The following is a 14,371-nucleotide window of genomic DNA, read 5'->3' on the forward strand; positions in this document are numbered from 1 at the left end:
GGACCGGGTTCAGCGGGCCGGCAGGACGACGGTGCCCGCGGCCAGGGCGGCCCGCAACTCCCGGACGGCCGGGGCGGTGGAGCCCGGCAGCAGGTCGTACGGTTCGGCGGGCGCGTGCACCGAGACCAGCGCCGACCCGGCGAGCCGGTACGGGCGGTGCTCCAGCAGGCCGCCCAGGTGGCGGCGGAGCCGGGAGAGTTCGGCCCGGACGGTGACGGTCCGGCTCCGGTCGCCGAACAGCGCCTGCGCCAACTGGGCGGCGCTCAGGCCCTCCCGGTGGACGGCGAGCAGCAGCAGCAGTTCGGCGTGGCGCGGGCTCGGCCCGTACGACCAGCCGCCGGCGGCGCCGGAGACCCACAGCTGCGGCTGCTCGGCCCGGGTCAGGTCGAGCCGGACCCTGGTCCCCTCGGCCTGGTCGGCGGGGGCGGTGGGAGGTCCGGCGAGCGGGCGGACCAGCCAGCCGTCGGCCAGCGGTTCGACCGCGCACTCGCCGAGGCCGGGCAGCCGATGCCGGTCGGCGCCGGCCCAGCCGTCGGCGGGCGGCTGCAGCCGGGGCAGGTCCGGCATGCCGCTGGCGGCGGCGGTCCAGCCGGCGCCGTCCACCACCAGCGCCGGTCCGGTGAACCGGGCCAGCAGCGGGGCCGCCACCGTCCGCAGCCGGTGCAGCGACTCCAGGTGCCGGGCGCGCAGTTCGGTCTCGGCCAGCCGGGCGGCGGTGACGGTGAGCTGGAGCAGGTACGGGGTGCTGGAGTGGGCCGGGCCGCTGAGGTCGATCACCCCGGCCAGCCGGCCGGTGCGCGGGTCGCGGACCGGCGCGGCCACGCAGGTCCAGGCGTGGTGGCTGCGCAGGTAGTGCTCGGCGGAGTGGACCTGGGTGGCGCGGCCGGTCCGGGCGGTCAGGCCGATGCCGTTGGTGCCGACCTCGTCCTCGGACCAGCGGGCGCCGTGTTCGAAGCCGATGGTGCCGGCGCTGCGCAGCAGCGGGCGGCTGCCCTCCAGCCAGAGCACGTGGCCCTCGGGGTCGGTGATGGCGAGCAGCAGCGGGGTGCCGGCGTCGGGGGTGATCAGTGAGCCGCGCAGGACCGGGAGCACCTGGTCGAGGCCGTTGTCGCGGCGCCGGTGCTCCAGTTCGGCGGCGTCGATCCGGCGGGCGTTGCGGCCGAGTTCGGGGTCGAGGCCGAGGCGGCGCAGCCGGGCCCAGGAGTCGCCGATCTCGGGCCGCTGGTCGTCCTGCGGCGGTGCGTCGGTGACCGGTTCGCCGCTCATGGCGCGGTCGTAGGCGCGGGTCAGTGCGGCGGCGCCGGCCTGGGGGCGGTGGCCGCGGGCGGGCCGGTGGCTCCGGTGCACTTCGGTCCCCCTGATCGAACTGATCGAGCCGCAGTCTCTGGCTCACAGGGTACGGCCGACTGGCCGGGACATGGCGGGTGAGGTCGAATCGGTGACCCGGCGGGCGGTGCTCGGGCACACTGATCCGTTCGCCCCGGCGCCCGCCGGAGCGCCGCCCGCGGGCGTTCCCGGGCCGCTCCGGGCGTGGGTGCCGGGCTGACCGGCCGTCGGACGGGCCCGCCCCGCGCGCCCGGGTTGTCTGTACAACTTTTGCCAGGCGGTTCATCTCGGTGACCCCGGCCGGTCGATCTCCCGTCACCTCGGCGCCGGAGCCTGTCCGCATGAGAGTCATCGTGGTAGGAGCAGGCGTGCTCGGCACCATGCACGCCTGGCAGGCCGTCGAGCGCGGCCATGAGGTGGTCCACATCGAGCGCGAGGCCGAGGCCCGCGGCGCCTCCGTGCGCAACTTCGGCCTGGTCTGGGTCAGCGGCCGGGCCGGCGGCGAGGAGCTCGCCACCGCGCTGCGCGCCCGGGAGCTGTGGGAGAAGATCGGCGAGCGCGTCCCCGGCCTGTACTTCCGGGCCAACGGCTCCCTCACCGTGGTCCGCAGCCAGGAGGAACTCGCCGTCGCCGAACAGGCGCTGAAGCTCCCCGACGCCGCCGAGCGCGGCTACCGGCTGCTCGACGCCGACGAGGTGCGGGCGGCCAACCCGGCCCTGCGCGGCGACTTCCTCGGCGGACTGTGGTGCGAGCGGGACGCGGCCGTCGAGCCCCGGCTCGCCCAGCCCGCCCTGCGGTCGGTGCTGGAGGCCTCCGGCCGGTACACCTTCCTGCCCGGACGCGAGGTCCGCGAGGTGGTCGGCTCCGGCGCGGTCCGCGACGACCACGGGCAGCTGCACGAGGGCGACCTGGTGATCCTGTGCACCGGCGCCTGGCTCGGCGGCCTGGTCCGCGAACTCGCCCCGCAGCTGCCGGTCCGCCGGGTCCGGCTGCAGATGATGCAGACCGACCCGCTCGGCGAGAGCCTGACCACCTCGGTCGCCGACGGCGACAGCTTCCGCTACTACCCCGCCTTCGCCGGGCCCGCCCTGGAGGCCCTCAAGGCCGCCCGGCCGCAGCCGCCGGTCGCCGCCGAGCACAAGATGCAGCTGCTGATGGTCCAGCGCCAGGACGGCGGCCTCACCATCGGCGACACCCACGAGTACGACCAGCCGTTCGGCTTCGACGTCGTCGAGGAGCCGTACGAGCACCTCGCCGCCGTCGCCGAGGAGCTGCTCGGCCGCCCGCTGCCCCGGATCCGCCGCCGCTGGGCCGGCGTGTACGCGCAGTGCACCGACACCACCCGGGTGGTGCACCGCGAGCAGCTCGGCGACGCCGTCTGCCTGGTCACCGGCCCCGGCGGCCGCGGCATGACCTGCTCCCCGGCCATCGCCGAAACCACCGCACAACTCGCCAACCTGTAAGGGCTGTTCAACATGAGCAACGACATCCGCCTGGTCGTCCTGGACATGGCCGGCACCACCGTCGCCGACGACGGCCTGGTCGAGCGGGCCTTCGACGCGGCCGCCGCCGACCTCGGCGTCACCGCCGGCACCCCCGAGCACGACCGCATGCTGGAGCACGTCCGGGTCACCATGGGCGAGTCCAAGATCTCGGTCTTCCGGCACCTGTTCGGCGACGAGGCCAAGGCCCAGCGGGCCAACCTCGCCTTCGAGACCGCGTACCACGACCTGGTCGACGCCGGACACTGCGCGGCCCTGCCCGGCGCCGCCGACGCCATCGAGCAGCTCCGCTCGTCCGGCCGCACCGTGGTGCTCACCACCGGCTTCTCCCGCTCCACCCAGGACCGCATCCTCAAGGCCCTCGGCTGGCAGGACATCGCCGACCTCACCCTCTGCCCGGCCGAGGCCGGCCGCGGCCGCCCGTACCCGGACCTGGTGCTGACCGCGCTGCTGCGCACCGGCACCGACTCGGTCCGGCAGATCGCGGTGGCCGGCGACACCGGCTACGACATGCTGACCGGCACCCGCTCCGGCGCCTCGGTGGTGGCGGGTGTCCTCACCGGCGCCCACCGCGAGGAGCGCCTGCGCGCCGACGGCGCCACCCACGTGCTCGGCTCGATCGCCGAGCTGCCGGGCCTGCTGGCCGGCTGACCCGGGCGGGACGACCGCGGCCCGGCCGGGGACAGGCGCCCACCTGTACCGGCCGGGCCGCCGCGCGTGCACCCGCACCGCCCGCCCGGGCCCCGGGGCCCGTCCGGTGTGCGACGCGGGCCGGCCACCGGCCGGGGGCACCCCCCAACCGGACGCGCAACCGAAGCGCCCGAGTCCAACCGGGTACGAGGGGATCAGGGCGCACGCCGAGCCGGGCGCCGGGTGCCGGGGCTTCATCCGACGCGGCTCCGCGGACGCGCCCCGGGGCCCGTCCGGTGTGCGACGCCCGCCGGACCCCGGCCCGGGGCACCACCGACCGGACGCGCACCCGAAGTCGCCCGAGGACGTCCAGGGTGAGGCCGACCCGGGCGCACGCCCGGCCGGGCGACTGGTGCCGCACGCCGGTCCGACAGGATCCGCCGGACAGGCCCTAAGCTGCGGCCGGGCCGGTCGACCGCCGGGCCGCGGGCCCGGCCAGGCGGGAGTGCGATGGCGGACGAAGCACCGGCGATCACCCCCCGGCAGTGGCGCGACGCCGGACTGCTCTGGCACTACCTGCGCCTCGGCCACCCGCCGCGCCGCTGCGACGCCGCGATCGTGCTCGGCAGCCACGACCTCGGCGTGCCGGTCCGGGCGGCCGAGCTGTACCGGGCCGGGTACTTCCCGACCGTCGTGTTCAGCGGCGCCGCCAACCGGACCCGGCCCGAGCGCCTGCCCGGCGGCGAGGCCGTCCACTTCGCGGAACGGGCCGCCGCCCTCGGCGTCCCCGCGACGGCGATCCTGCTGGAGCCGCACGCCCGCAACACCGGCGAGAACCTCACCCTCTCCCGCCGGGTGCTGGCCGGCGCCGGGGTGCACCCCCGCTCGGTGATACTGATCGCGACGCCGTACATGGAGCGCCGCGCGTACGCCACCTGCCGCCGCCGCTGGCCGCCGGCCGACGCCGTCTGCGCGTCCGCGCCTGTCGCCCTGGACACCTACGTCCGGGGCATCGGCGACGGCCGCCTGGTGGTCGAGAAGCTGGTCGGCACCCTCCAGCGGGTCCTGGAGTACCCCGCCCGCGGCTTCGCCGTCGCACAGGACGTGCCGCCGCCCGTGCGCGAGGCCGGCCGGCGGCTGGCCGCCGACGGCTTCACCGGAGCCCTGATCCCGGACCGCCCGGGCCTGGACGGTGACCCGAAAGACACTGCAAAGAAAGACATCTGACGGACCGTCCGGCCGTGCGGGCGCCGACCGTGGCGTAGGCTCGGGCCATGGGAGAACGGATACCCCGCTGGGGCTGGTGGGCGCTCGGGATCACCGCCGCACTGCTCTACCTGGCGTCGAGCTGGGCCGACGCGGTGCCGGAGGACGAGTACGCCGGGGACGCACTGGGCTGGTACGAGAACAACCCCTGACCGTGCGCGGCGCGGGCCGCAGGCCGCGGGCGGAAGGGCCGCGGCGGCGCGCGCCGGTCCGCCGGGATCCGCCGGCCGCGCCTTAGCCTGGGAGCGATTGCGGACCGTCCGTGAGCGGAAGGAGCAGCCGTGCCCGCACGCGCCCCGGTGGTGGCCGCCGGCCTGGTCCTGCTGCTCGCCGCCTGCTCCTCCACCTCCGGGACGGCCGCCGGCCCCTCCCCGGCCGGCTCTTCGGCGACGCCGTCCGCACCGTCGACCGCCGCCCCGAGCCCGAGTCCGACGCCCAGCCCGGCGCCGACCCCACCGGCGGGCCCCACCCCGAGCCCGACGCCCACCACCGCGCAGCTGAGCGCCGATCAGCTCGCCGGGCGGCGCGTGGTGTACTCCTACCCCGGCCTGACCCCGCCCGAGTCGCTGCTGCGGACCATCCGCGAGGGACGCGCCGCCGGGGTGGTGTTCTTCGGCGAGAACGTCTCCGGCTCGGCCCAGCTGAAGGCCGTGGTCGACCAGCTGCGCGCGGCCCAGCGGCAGAGCCCGGTCAAGGAGCCGCTGCTCCTGATGACCGACCAGGAGGGCGGGCTGATCAAACGGCTGCCCGGCGCCCCCGTGCCCTCGGCCAAGGAGATCGGCCACTCCGCCGCCCCGTCCGCGGCGGCCGCCACCGCGGGCACCGGCGCCGGCAAGAACCTCACCGGTCTCGGCCTGAACGCCAACCTCGCCCCCGTGCTCGACGTCTACTACACGCCCGGCAACTTCATCGACTCCAAGCAGCGCTCCTACAGCAGCAACCCGAGGACCGTCGCCACCCTGGGCTCCGCCTTCATCACCGCCCAGCAGAAGGCGGGGGCGGCGGCCACCGCCAAGCACTTCCCCGGTCTCGGCTCGGCACCGGCGGGCCAGGACACCGACGCCGGGCCGGTCACCCTGCCCGTCCCGCTGACCAAGCTGCGGACCGTCGACGAGGTCCCGTTCCGGGCCGCGGTCACCGCCGGGGTCCAGATGGTGATGCTCTCCTGGGCGGTGTACCCGGCGCTGGACCCGCAGCGTCCGGCCGGGCTCTCGTCCGCCGCCGTCCAGGAGCTGCGCGGCCGGCTCGGCTATCACGGGGTCACCGTCACCGACGCGATCGAGGCCGGCGCGCTGAAACCTTTCGGCACCACCGGGCAGCGCTCCGTCGCGGCCGCCGCCGCCGGCATGGACCTGCTGCTCTGCTCGGCCCGCGACACCGCCCAGGGTGAGGCGGCCGCCGACGCCCTCGCCGCGGCCCTCGACGCGGGCACCCTGGACCGGACCGAGTTCACCGCGGCGGCCGACCGGGTCACCGCCCTGCGCGCCGCGCTGCACTGACACCGGATCGCGGCACCGGCACTGTCGGCGCCGGCTGGGAGGATCGGGCCATGACCGCAGCCCGGTACGACGCCGTCACCGCCGCCATCGCCCGCTACTGGGAGGCAGCCGCCCCCGCCTTCGACGAGGAGCCCGACCACGGCCTGCGCGCCGCGCCGACCCGGGCCGCCTGGGCGGCGCTGCTCCACGCCTGGGCGCCGCCCGCCCCCGCCGACGTCCTCGACATCGGGTGCGGCACCGGCTCGCTCTCCCTGCTGCTGGCCCGCGCCGGCCACCGGGTGACCGGCGTGGACCTGGCCCCCGGGATGGCCGCCCTGGCCCGCGCCAAGCTGGCGGCCGCGGGACTGCCCGGCCGCTTCCTGGTGGGGGACGCGGCCGCGCCGCCGACCGGCGCCGACCGCTTCGACCTGGTGCTGTGCCGCCACCTGGTGTGGACCCTGCCCGATCCCGCGGCCGCCCTGCGCACCTGGGTGGACCGGATCCGCCCGGGCGGCCGGCTGGTGCTGGTCGAGGGACGCTGGCGGGAGTCCGCGGCGGACGGCCCGGCGGACCCGTCCGGGCCGGGCGGCGAGCCCGCGTACGTGGCCGGGGCGGCGGCGCTGCCGTGGTACGGCGGGGTCGGTGCGGCGGAACTGGCCGCAGCGGTGGGGCCGTTGGTCCGGCAGCTGCGGATCGAACCGCTGGGCGGGATGGCGGAGCTGTGGGGCGGCCCGGTCGACGACGAACGCTACGCGGTGGTCGCCGACCTCTGACCGGCCCGGCCGACGAGGGACGCTACGCGGTGGTCGCCGACCTCTGACCGGCCCGGTTCCCCTGCCCCCGGGCTCAGCCGGGCAGCAGCCGGGGGACCAGCCGTACCAGGACCACCATGGCCACCACCTCCACCAGGGTCTGGGTGACCACCACGGCCGCGGCCACCGACAGCCCGGCCGGAAGGGCGAGCGCGAGCGGCAGGACCACCAGCGAGTTGCGGGTGGCGCCGCTGAAGACGACCGCCCGCCCGGCCGGGACACCCAGGCGCAGCAGCCGGGCCACCGCCCGCCCGGCGAACACCATGACGAGCGGGAACAGCACGTAGCACGGCACCACCGCGGCCACCCGGCCGAGACTGCCGCCGAGCCGGGGCAGCTGGGAGGCGACCACGGTCAGCAGGGTGGCGGCCATCAGCGGGACCATGGCGGCGCCCGCCGCGTCGGCCGCGCGCCGGCCCGCCGGCCGCCGCGCGGCCCACGCCTGGGTGGCCCAGGCCAGCGCCAGCGGCAGCACGATCAGGGAGCCGAAGGCCGTCAGGAACGGGCCCGCGGCCACCACCTCGCCCAGCCCGGGCCCCAGGAACACCAGCAGGTACAGCGGTAGCAGCAGCATCTGGACGAGCAGCAGCACCGGGGTGATCGCCAGCAGCCGGCGGTTGTCGCCCCCGGCCAGCCCGCTGAACACGATCACGTAGTCCACACACGGGCACAGCAGCACCAGCAGCACCCCCAGCCGCACCGCCCGGTCGTCCGGCAGGAACGGGACCATGGCGGCCACCAGGACCGGTACGACCAGGAAGTTCACGGCCAGCGCGGCGGACAGGAACCGCCCGTCGCGCAGCGCGCGCAGCAGTTCGGCGGCGGGTACCTGGAGGAAAGTCACGAACAGCAGTGCGCCCAGCACCGGGTTGACGGCGCGCTCGAGGCCGGGACCGGCCGCCGGCACCGCCGCGCCGATCGCGGCCCCGACAGCCGTGGCCGCCAGGTAGACCGCGACCTGGTGCCGCTCCATCCGCTCGACCGTGCCCTGCGCCACCGCCACTGCTCCTCGCTCCGCGCCCGCCCCGTCCGGGCGGGCCGCGCGTCCCCCATCCTCACACCGACCGCCGGGCGGGCCGCGCCGTCAGTGGAACACGACCGCGCTGCCGCCCGCGACGCTCGCCCGGCAGGCCCGGTGGAGCTGGAGCCAGGCGTACCCCTCGGCCTCGAACGCGCCGCCGGGCCCCTCGACGCCCGGCCCCTCGCCGCCGAGCCGGGCCGCCTCGGCCGCGGACAGGGTGCCGTCGGGTTCGGTGCGTACGCCGATCGCCGGTGCGAAGGCGAGGAGTTCGGCGAGCAGCCGGACGCTGGAGCCGACCATCCCGGCCCCGGCGACCCCGCTCTCCTCGGGCAGGAACAGCGGGTCCCGGAAGTCCACCGGGACGTAGTAGCCCGCGCTGTCGCTGTGGCAGAGCAGGTGGGAGGAGAACATCGAGGACTCGTCGGCGACCTCGTCGAGGTCGCGCTCGTACTGCTCCGGGTCGCAGGCCGACGCCGGGGTGACCGCCCCACCCCGGGCGGCCAGCACGCTCGCGCGGCGCAGATGGGTGAGGTGGCTGTACGGGAAGCCGGCGGAGCAGGTGGTTCCGGGCGCCGGTGCGGGCGAGGCGGCGGTCGGCTCCTGCCAGTCGACGCCCTCGCCGGCCAGCGCCCTGGAGAGGCGGTCGAAGGCCTGCCGGTGGTGTGCCAGGCCCTCCTGGTCGTGCGCGGCGAGGTCGTGGAGCAGACCGACGGAGATAGCGAGTCCCATGCCGCGGATGGTAGCGCCGCCCTGGGACAACGCCTCATGACCACTTGCCACCCGGTACCTGATGACCTGCAGCTACCGGGGGCGGCGGGTCGGTGCGGAACTCGGGACCGCCCGCTCCCCGGCCCAGCCACGGCGTTCTGTTGGCTGGGTGGGCGGTTCCGTGTCAGCTGGACGGAAGAACGTCAGAGAGTCCAGGTGCTGACCTTGCCGTCGGCGGCGCGGTAGCTGACGCTCTGGGCGTCGGGGGTGGCCTCGATGGTGAGCCACTCTCGGCGCGGCCGATTGTGGGCGCGCCACTGCTCGTGTGCGGCCTCGATGGGCTTCCAGAGGTCCCGGGGGCCGGCGATGGTCACCGTGGGCGGGCCGTCCGGACGGTCCCGGATGATGGCGGCCGAGCCGTCTGCGGGGTCGTAGAGCGTGGTGGAGTGCCGGCCGTCGAGCTGCAGGCCGCGCCGGACGACGGTCGGTGCCATGTGCAGGTGAGCCCAGAACGAGAATCCGTAGTCGTCCAGGGTCCGGCCGCTGAGTTCGGCGGTGCGCTGCGATCCCTCGATGTGGTCGGGCGTGGCGACCAAGTGTTCGGGCCCGGACTGCAACGGCATGAATGCTGCAGGCGTGTGCAGGAACCGGCCGACGGCACGCCCGTCGTCGAGCTTGGTAAGACAGGCGACCGCGCCGCCGTCCAGGGTTCCCTTGATCGGGGCGACGATGACTCCGCCGGGGGCGCACTGGTCGAGCCACGTCTGCGGGATTCGGCGGACGGAGCACGTTGCGATGATCCGGTCGAACGGTGCGCCGGCAGGATGGCCGGCTACTCCGTCGCCGCGGAGCACGGTCGGTTCGAGTCCGGTCTCGCGCAGCCGTGCCCGGGCCGCCCGTACGAGGGGGGCCGTGTAGTCCAGCGTGGTCACGTTCTCGGCGCCGGCGAGGTGGCAGAGCAAGGCAGCGTTGTAGCCCGTGCCGGTGCCGATCTCCAGGACTCGGTCACCGTGGCGGACGTCGAGGGCGTCGAGCATGTCCGCCATGAGCCGGGGCATGGTCGAGGATGACGTCGCGGCGCCGCTCTGGCCGGCGGGTGCAGCATCCTCGGCGAGCACCCCGTCAACTTCGGTGATCAGCGCCTGATTCGAGTAGACCTGCTGCAGCCACTCTGCGTCGGCTCCGTCAGTGATCCGCCACGGGATGTACGCGGACCCGGATCGGCGGTAGAACACCGGCACGAACGGGTGTCGGGGAGTGTTGAGGAAGGCTTCTGCGATCGGGGAAGGGAGGACCGAGCTGCCGCGGTCGATCTCGGACACGAGCTCGACTCGGGCCTGGATGAGGCGTTGCGGGTCGAGCAGAAGGTCGGACGTCATGTGGTGCTGATCCCTTCGAGGTGGTCGCAGATCGCGGCCGTGATGGGCAGGCCCGTCGCCTGCTCGACGAATCCCCATTGCCCGTTCGGGTTGACCTCCAGAAACCGCCACTCACCCGAGGGTGTCACGATGAAGTCGAACGCGCCGAAGGGTAAGGCGAGTTGGTCGAGCATGCGCCGGACGCCGGCGGCGACTGACGGCGGTACGTCGCACGGTTTGTAGGTGAGGCTTTCGTAGTCGCTGCGCCAGTCGACCTGGCCGGCTGCCGAGCCGGCGTGGATCTCAGCGGCGAACATCTGGCCGCCGACGACGGTGAGCCGCACCTCGTGCGCCTTGGGCACCCACTCTTGAAACAGGTGAGCGGTGGTGGCGATGCCGGGGTGCGGCAGGTCGTCGGGCTGCAGGACATTGGCGTATACGGCGACGGAGTGACCGTCGATCGTGCCGCGAACCGGGGTGAACGGCTTGTGGACCACGGGCGAGCCGAGCCGGTCGGCGAACTCCCGCGCAGCTCGGGGGTCGTTGGTGATCAGTGTTCGAGGAACGCTGAGCCCCGACTCGGCCGCGACACGTAGCTGCAGTGGCTTGTACTCGGCGTCGGCCGCTCTACCGGGCGGCGGGAGCCATGGACAGGGGAGCGCCGTCAATAGGCCGCCGAATCCTCGTCGAGCTTCCGCTGCAGCCACTGTGCGGGCCGCGGGCGGCATGTCGTCGGGGAACTCGGGCGCCGTCGGGCGGCGGTAGTAGACGGAGCGGACGCTCGACAGGTCGAGCGTCCGCCGGTCGGTCATCAGCGTGCCGGACCAGCCGGCCCCGTCGAGGCTGGCCGTAAGCGTCAGCCTCGACGGGAACCATGCAACGTCGGCCCGGAAAACGGGTACGGCACGCCGGGTCAGTTCCTCGATCACGAGATCGGCTGTCGGGTCGAATGAACCCGTGATCACGAGAACAGCACCGGAAGTTGGCATCTAGTCGTTGCTGCTGCCGGGGTCGTCCGGGGCATCCATCTGGCCCGTGGGCTGCGTCGGACCGTAGGTCTTCGGCGGGGTGCTCGTCATGTAGACCCCGGGCGGCATGCCCTCGTAGCTGCAGGTCTGCGACTTGGGGTCGTACTCGATGTCGGCCGGCAGGATGCCACCGGCCCCCGTAACCGGAGAGAGGAACTGGAGCGCGAACGGCACCGGCCCCGTCAGGTCGTCGAGCGGGGGCATCGGCGTCGGGCCGCCGGTTGCCAGTGGCAGCCGGGACTCGGGCCGGTCGAACAGCGGCAGTTCAAGGGTAGGCATGGCTTGCCCTTCTCGGAGTGATGGGGGTGCATGTGCCATCCCCGCCCACAGTGGGCGAGGAAGTACCCGCCCTGCTAAGGCGGGAGGCTCAAGGGGCCGGCAGAGTCAGCAGGCCAGTGACCTGAACGCGGAACGTTCGGTGACCGCTGCTGACGTCGTGGAACTGCGCCCAGACCGCGATGCCTTCGGGGTTGCGGAGCGCCGGGCCTTGCGCGCGGCAGGTGGTGCACGCGGCGCCTACGGCGCGGCGGGGCACTCGGCCAGTAGCGCGGGCGCGGTAGGCGAGGCGAAGTCGAGCAGGGATTCGCGATGGCTCGCTCGCGAGGGTGGGGCCGGGATTTGCAGGCATGGCAGCGCATCACCTCGCAGGGTCGGGCCGCCACCATCGGCGGTGCGTACAGTCACGCTAGACCTACGGCGAGTAAGGGTGCAAGAGTGAAGGGTGCACGAATGCGGGGGTGGTCCTCCGCCTGTGCGGCGGCCCCCCTTGTTTCGGGCAAGGGGGGCCGACTTGTGGTGCGGCTACGCGACGAAGTGGTCGAACTCGCCCCGCTTCACACCGTCGAGCCACAGTTCGAACTTCTTGGGAGTCGTCACGATGACCCTGTCCGGGTCGTCGGACTCGCGAATCTCGATCATGCCCGCGCTGTTGGTGGACACCTCGACCGAGTTGCCTCCGTCCTGGCTGCTGGTCGTCGACTTCTGCCATTGATTGGGCATGACTTACCTTTCCATTTCCCTGCTGTGTTTGACGTGTTGAACGACTCCCCATGAGTCTCGACCGGACGTGGGGCGTGCGGACGTCTCGGCGTTTCCGGCGGGAAGTGCGAGTCGGCGAAGGTCGTCAAACCTGCCTCGATACTTCTCCAGGGCCTCCGCCGTGTCAATGAATTCGGATGCGCCCGGATGGTCGACCACTACCGTGGATAGTGACGGCGGCGTCGGTTCGGTGATGAGGAAAGGTCCGCTATATGGCGGTGTTGCCCTGACGCTGAACGGGTAGATCTGGATGCTGACGTTCGGACGCTCCCAGACCTCGAGCAGGTGGGCGAGCTGCAGGCGCATCGCTTCGTTGCCCGCGAAGGCCATGTGGAGAGCGGCCTCATGGATCACGAACCGGAACTCGGTGGAGCCGTCGAGGATCTGTTGGCGTGCAAGGCGGAACCGGACCGTGTCGTCGATCTGCTCGTCCGAGAGTGACGTATCGCCGTTCTCGAAAAGCATTCGCATGTATTTCTCGGTCTGGAGAAGGCCGGGAATGAAGAAGGTCTCATAGTTCAGGTACCCGCCCGTTGCCCAGTGTTCGAGCTCCGCGAGGTCAAGTGCGAATGCGGGGACCTTCCGCTTGTAGCTGCTCCACCAACCCTTGCCGTCGCTGGCGCCCATCGCTGCGAGGGTATCGATATGGGCGGATTGCTTGCATCCGTAGAAGTCGACGAGTCGGCGCAGGCGCTGCTCGTCGAGGCCGGTCCGCGCTGCCTCGATGTGGTTGAGCTGTGGCCCACGCATGCCGACGTGCGCGGCGGCCTCCTGAACAGGTATGTCGGCTTCCAGTCGTAGCCGGCGCACCTCGGCGCCGTACCGCCGCTGGCGCTCGCTGATGTGCGCTCGCAGAGCCAAGGTCCATCCCTTCCGTAGCACGGGCAGTGTCGCGCGTGAAAGCCGTGCCGCGCCACTTGCTTCACCGGCCAACCTGGCTCGGTCGCGAAATGGGGTTGCACGAATGAAGGGGTCGGCCATGCCTTGAGGCCTGCGCCGCTCACTGATGATTCGTCATGAGGTCCGAAGTGCGCCCTGTTCGGGTGTGCAGGCAGCCGATGCCTGCGCACCCGTTGATTCGGCGGGGGCAAGGCCACGGGTCCGCGTATTCGGCAACGAGTCCTGCGTTCACCGAGATCGAACAGCCGCCGCAGCCAGCAGGGCGGCTGGTGTTGTGGGACAACGCCGGGGCCCGGGGCCGGCACCGGTGTCGGTGCGGGCCCCGGGCCCCGGGCGGGTCAGTGCACGGTGCCCGCGTACCGGCGGGTGAAGCGGGTGCCGGTGGCGGCGGTGACGGTGATGTCGTAGCGGCCGAGGTTCAGTGGCCAGGTGACGGTGGCCCGGCCGTTGGCGGGGGCCCAGACGGTCTGGATCTGGCCGCCGAAGTCGTTCGGGGTGACGGTGAACGAGACCGCCGTCGCGCCGTCGTTGACGAGCTGGAGCGCGACGCCGCCCGACTGCACGGTCGCCGTCACGCGCGGGACGGCGATGTCGCTCTGGTCGGCCCACACCACGGTGCCGGCGAAGCGGCGGACGAAGCCGTCGGGGCCGTGGACGGTGAAGTCGTAGCGCCCGTCGGTGGCGTTGGCGTCCCAGGTGTAGGTCTTCGAGGCTCCGGCGGCGACGGTGTACGGCGTGCCGGCGAAGGCGTAGACGATGTTGGGGTAGACGGTGAAGGGGTAGCCGACGGTGCCGGTGTTGGTGAGGGTGCAGGTGACGGCGCCGGTGGTGCGGTCCACGGTCACCTCGGCGCCGGGGGCGTAGGGGAGTTTGCGGTGGGGGCGGTCGCCGGTCTCCTGGGGTGGGAGTGACTGGGTGCCGGTGGCGGGGAGTTTGACGGCGGGCAGGCCGGCGTTGGTGGCGTCGGCCTTGGCCATCAGGGCTGCCGTGTCGGGGAGGGTGGGGATGGTGTAGTCGGGCTTGGTGAAGTCGAAGCAGCTGGTGAGGTCGCCGCAGACGGTGCGTCGCCAGGCGGAGATGTTGGGTTCCTGGACGCCGGTGACGACTTCGAGGAAGCGCAGGACGGAGGTGTGGTCGAAGACCTGGGAGTTGACCCAGCCGCCGCGGGACCAGGGGGAGGCGACCCAGAGGGGGACGCGGTTGCCGAGTCCGATGGCGCGGCCCTGGGTGAACTCTTCGGGGGTGCCGGTCTCGGGGGTGGGCGGGACCATGTGGTCGAAGTAGCCGTCGTTCTCGTCGTACAT

16 protein-coding genes are annotated in these 14,371 nt (G+C 73.5%); 6 read left to right on the forward strand and 10 right to left on the reverse strand.

Going from position 1 to position 14,371, the window contains the following annotated elements; translation table 11 throughout:
* Positions 1–9: 9 nt before the first annotated feature.
* The gene (locus tag AC2TEW_RS33580; protein ID WP_484627049.1) at positions 10–1,347 is read right to left on the reverse strand and encodes a helix-turn-helix domain-containing protein; all 1,338 of its coding nucleotides are present in this window, start codon (positions 1,345–1,347) and stop codon (positions 10–12) included.
* 320 nt (positions 1,348–1,667) lie between these two features.
* Here AC2TEW_RS33580 and AC2TEW_RS33585 point away from each other — a divergent pair, with 320 nt between their 5' ends.
* The 6 genes from AC2TEW_RS33585 to AC2TEW_RS33610 all read left to right on the forward strand — a co-directional run bounded on the left by AC2TEW_RS33585 (position 1,668) and on the right by AC2TEW_RS33610 (position 6,975).
* Positions 1,668–2,789 carry a TIGR03364 family FAD-dependent oxidoreductase gene (locus AC2TEW_RS33585; RefSeq protein WP_484627050.1) on the forward strand — a complete coding sequence of 374 codons (1,122 nt, stop codon included), beginning with the start codon at positions 1,668–1,670 and terminating at the stop codon, positions 2,787–2,789.
* Between the two features lie 12 nt (positions 2,790–2,801).
* The gene (locus tag AC2TEW_RS33590) at positions 2,802–3,479 is read left to right on the forward strand and encodes a phosphonatase-like hydrolase (RefSeq protein WP_484627051.1); all 678 of its coding nucleotides are present in this window, start codon (positions 2,802–2,804) and stop codon (positions 3,477–3,479) included.
* 489 nt (positions 3,480–3,968) lie between these two features.
* Positions 3,969–4,685 (forward strand): YdcF family protein, encoded by a 717-nt coding sequence (locus AC2TEW_RS33595; RefSeq protein WP_484627052.1) that lies wholly within the window; start codon positions 3,969–3,971, stop codon positions 4,683–4,685.
* A gap of 47 nt (positions 4,686–4,732) precedes the next feature.
* Positions 4,733–4,876, forward strand: a complete 144-nt coding sequence (locus AC2TEW_RS33600) for a hypothetical protein (RefSeq protein WP_158515676.1) — start codon at positions 4,733–4,735, stop codon at positions 4,874–4,876.
* Positions 4,877–5,005: 129 nt separating this feature from the next.
* Positions 5,006–6,223 (forward strand): glycoside hydrolase family 3 N-terminal domain-containing protein, encoded by a 1,218-nt coding sequence (locus tag AC2TEW_RS33605; protein ID WP_484627053.1) that lies wholly within the window; start codon positions 5,006–5,008, stop codon positions 6,221–6,223.
* 50 nt (positions 6,224–6,273) lie between these two features.
* Positions 6,274–6,975 carry a class I SAM-dependent methyltransferase gene (locus AC2TEW_RS33610; protein ID WP_484627054.1) on the forward strand — a complete coding sequence of 234 codons (702 nt, stop codon included), beginning with the start codon at positions 6,274–6,276 and terminating at the stop codon, positions 6,973–6,975.
* Between the two features lie 73 nt (positions 6,976–7,048).
* Here AC2TEW_RS33610 and AC2TEW_RS33615 read toward each other — a convergent pair whose 3' ends face one another.
* The 9 genes from AC2TEW_RS33615 to AC2TEW_RS33655 all read right to left on the reverse strand — a co-directional run.
* On the reverse strand, positions 7,049–7,987 hold the full coding sequence (locus tag AC2TEW_RS33615) for a bile acid:sodium symporter (protein ID WP_484627070.1): 939 nt from the start codon (positions 7,985–7,987) through the stop codon (positions 7,049–7,051).
* A 111-nt stretch (positions 7,988–8,098) separates the two neighbouring features.
* Complete coding sequence (locus AC2TEW_RS33620) at positions 8,099–8,764, reverse strand: putative DNA-mimic protein (protein WP_484627055.1); 666 nt, start codon at positions 8,762–8,764, stop codon at positions 8,099–8,101.
* Between the two features lie 182 nt (positions 8,765–8,946).
* Positions 8,947–10,122 (reverse strand): methyltransferase domain-containing protein, encoded by a 1,176-nt coding sequence (locus AC2TEW_RS33625; RefSeq protein ID WP_484627057.1) that lies wholly within the window; start codon positions 10,120–10,122, stop codon positions 8,947–8,949.
* The gene (gene tgmB / locus AC2TEW_RS33630; protein ID WP_484627058.1) at positions 10,119–11,090 is read right to left on the reverse strand and encodes an ATP-grasp ribosomal peptide maturase; all 972 of its coding nucleotides are present in this window, start codon (positions 11,088–11,090) and stop codon (positions 10,119–10,121) included. The genes AC2TEW_RS33625 and tgmB overlap by 4 nt, the downstream gene beginning before the upstream one ends.
* Positions 11,091–11,408, reverse strand: a complete 318-nt coding sequence (locus AC2TEW_RS33635; RefSeq protein WP_484627059.1) for a hypothetical protein — start codon at positions 11,406–11,408, stop codon at positions 11,091–11,093.
* Positions 11,409–11,496: 88 nt separating this feature from the next.
* Entirely contained in the window at positions 11,497–11,757 is a 261-nt protein-coding gene (locus tag AC2TEW_RS33640; RefSeq protein WP_484627060.1) for a DUF7848 domain-containing protein, read from the reverse strand.
* 173 nt (positions 11,758–11,930) lie between these two features.
* Positions 11,931–12,128: a DUF397 domain-containing protein gene (locus AC2TEW_RS33645; RefSeq protein ID WP_484627061.1), complete on the reverse strand. Its 198-nt coding sequence runs from the start codon at positions 12,126–12,128 to the stop codon at positions 11,931–11,933.
* 3 nt (positions 12,129–12,131) lie between these two features.
* Entirely contained in the window at positions 12,132–13,028 is an 897-nt protein-coding gene (locus tag AC2TEW_RS33650; RefSeq protein ID WP_484627062.1) for a helix-turn-helix domain-containing protein, read from the reverse strand.
* Positions 13,029–13,405: 377 nt separating this feature from the next.
* A partial coding sequence (locus AC2TEW_RS33655; protein ID WP_484627063.1) for a phospholipase domain-containing protein occupies positions 13,406–14,371 on the reverse strand: 966 nt, incomplete at its 5' end.

The sequence above is a fragment of the Kitasatospora sp. NEAU-CNBT7 genome (assembly GCF_057220535.1).

What these genes read in the sequence shown, in the direction of transcription:
- AC2TEW_RS33645 (WP_484627061.1), bottom strand. Translation starts at nt 12,128, where the DNA reads ATGCCCAATCAATGGCAGAAGTCGACGACCAGCAGCCAGGACGGAGGC.
- AC2TEW_RS33590 (WP_484627051.1), top strand. Translation starts at nt 2,802, where the DNA reads ATGAGCAACGACATCCGCCTGGTCGTCCTGGACATGGCCGGCACCACC.
- tgmB (WP_484627058.1), bottom strand. Translation starts at nt 11,090, where the DNA reads ATGCCAACTTCCGGTGCTGTTCTCGTGATCACGGGTTCATTCGACCCG.
- AC2TEW_RS33615 (WP_484627070.1), bottom strand. Translation starts at nt 7,987, where the DNA reads ATGGAGCGGCACCAGGTCGCGGTCTACCTGGCGGCCACGGCTGTCGGG.
- AC2TEW_RS33620 (WP_484627055.1), bottom strand. Translation starts at nt 8,764, where the DNA reads ATGGGACTCGCTATCTCCGTCGGTCTGCTCCACGACCTCGCCGCGCAC.
- AC2TEW_RS33595 (WP_484627052.1), top strand. Translation starts at nt 3,969, where the DNA reads ATGGCGGACGAAGCACCGGCGATCACCCCCCGGCAGTGGCGCGACGCC.
- AC2TEW_RS33625 (WP_484627057.1), bottom strand. Translation starts at nt 10,122, where the DNA reads ATGACGTCCGACCTTCTGCTCGACCCGCAACGCCTCATCCAGGCCCGA.
- AC2TEW_RS33640 (WP_484627060.1), bottom strand. Translation starts at nt 11,757, where the DNA reads ATGCCTGCAAATCCCGGCCCCACCCTCGCGAGCGAGCCATCGCGAATC.
- AC2TEW_RS33600 (WP_158515676.1), top strand. Translation starts at nt 4,733, where the DNA reads ATGGGAGAACGGATACCCCGCTGGGGCTGGTGGGCGCTCGGGATCACC.
- AC2TEW_RS33635 (WP_484627059.1), bottom strand. Translation starts at nt 11,408, where the DNA reads ATGCCTACCCTTGAACTGCCGCTGTTCGACCGGCCCGAGTCCCGGCTG.
- AC2TEW_RS33585 (WP_484627050.1), top strand. Translation starts at nt 1,668, where the DNA reads ATGAGAGTCATCGTGGTAGGAGCAGGCGTGCTCGGCACCATGCACGCC.
- AC2TEW_RS33610 (WP_484627054.1), top strand. Translation starts at nt 6,274, where the DNA reads ATGACCGCAGCCCGGTACGACGCCGTCACCGCCGCCATCGCCCGCTAC.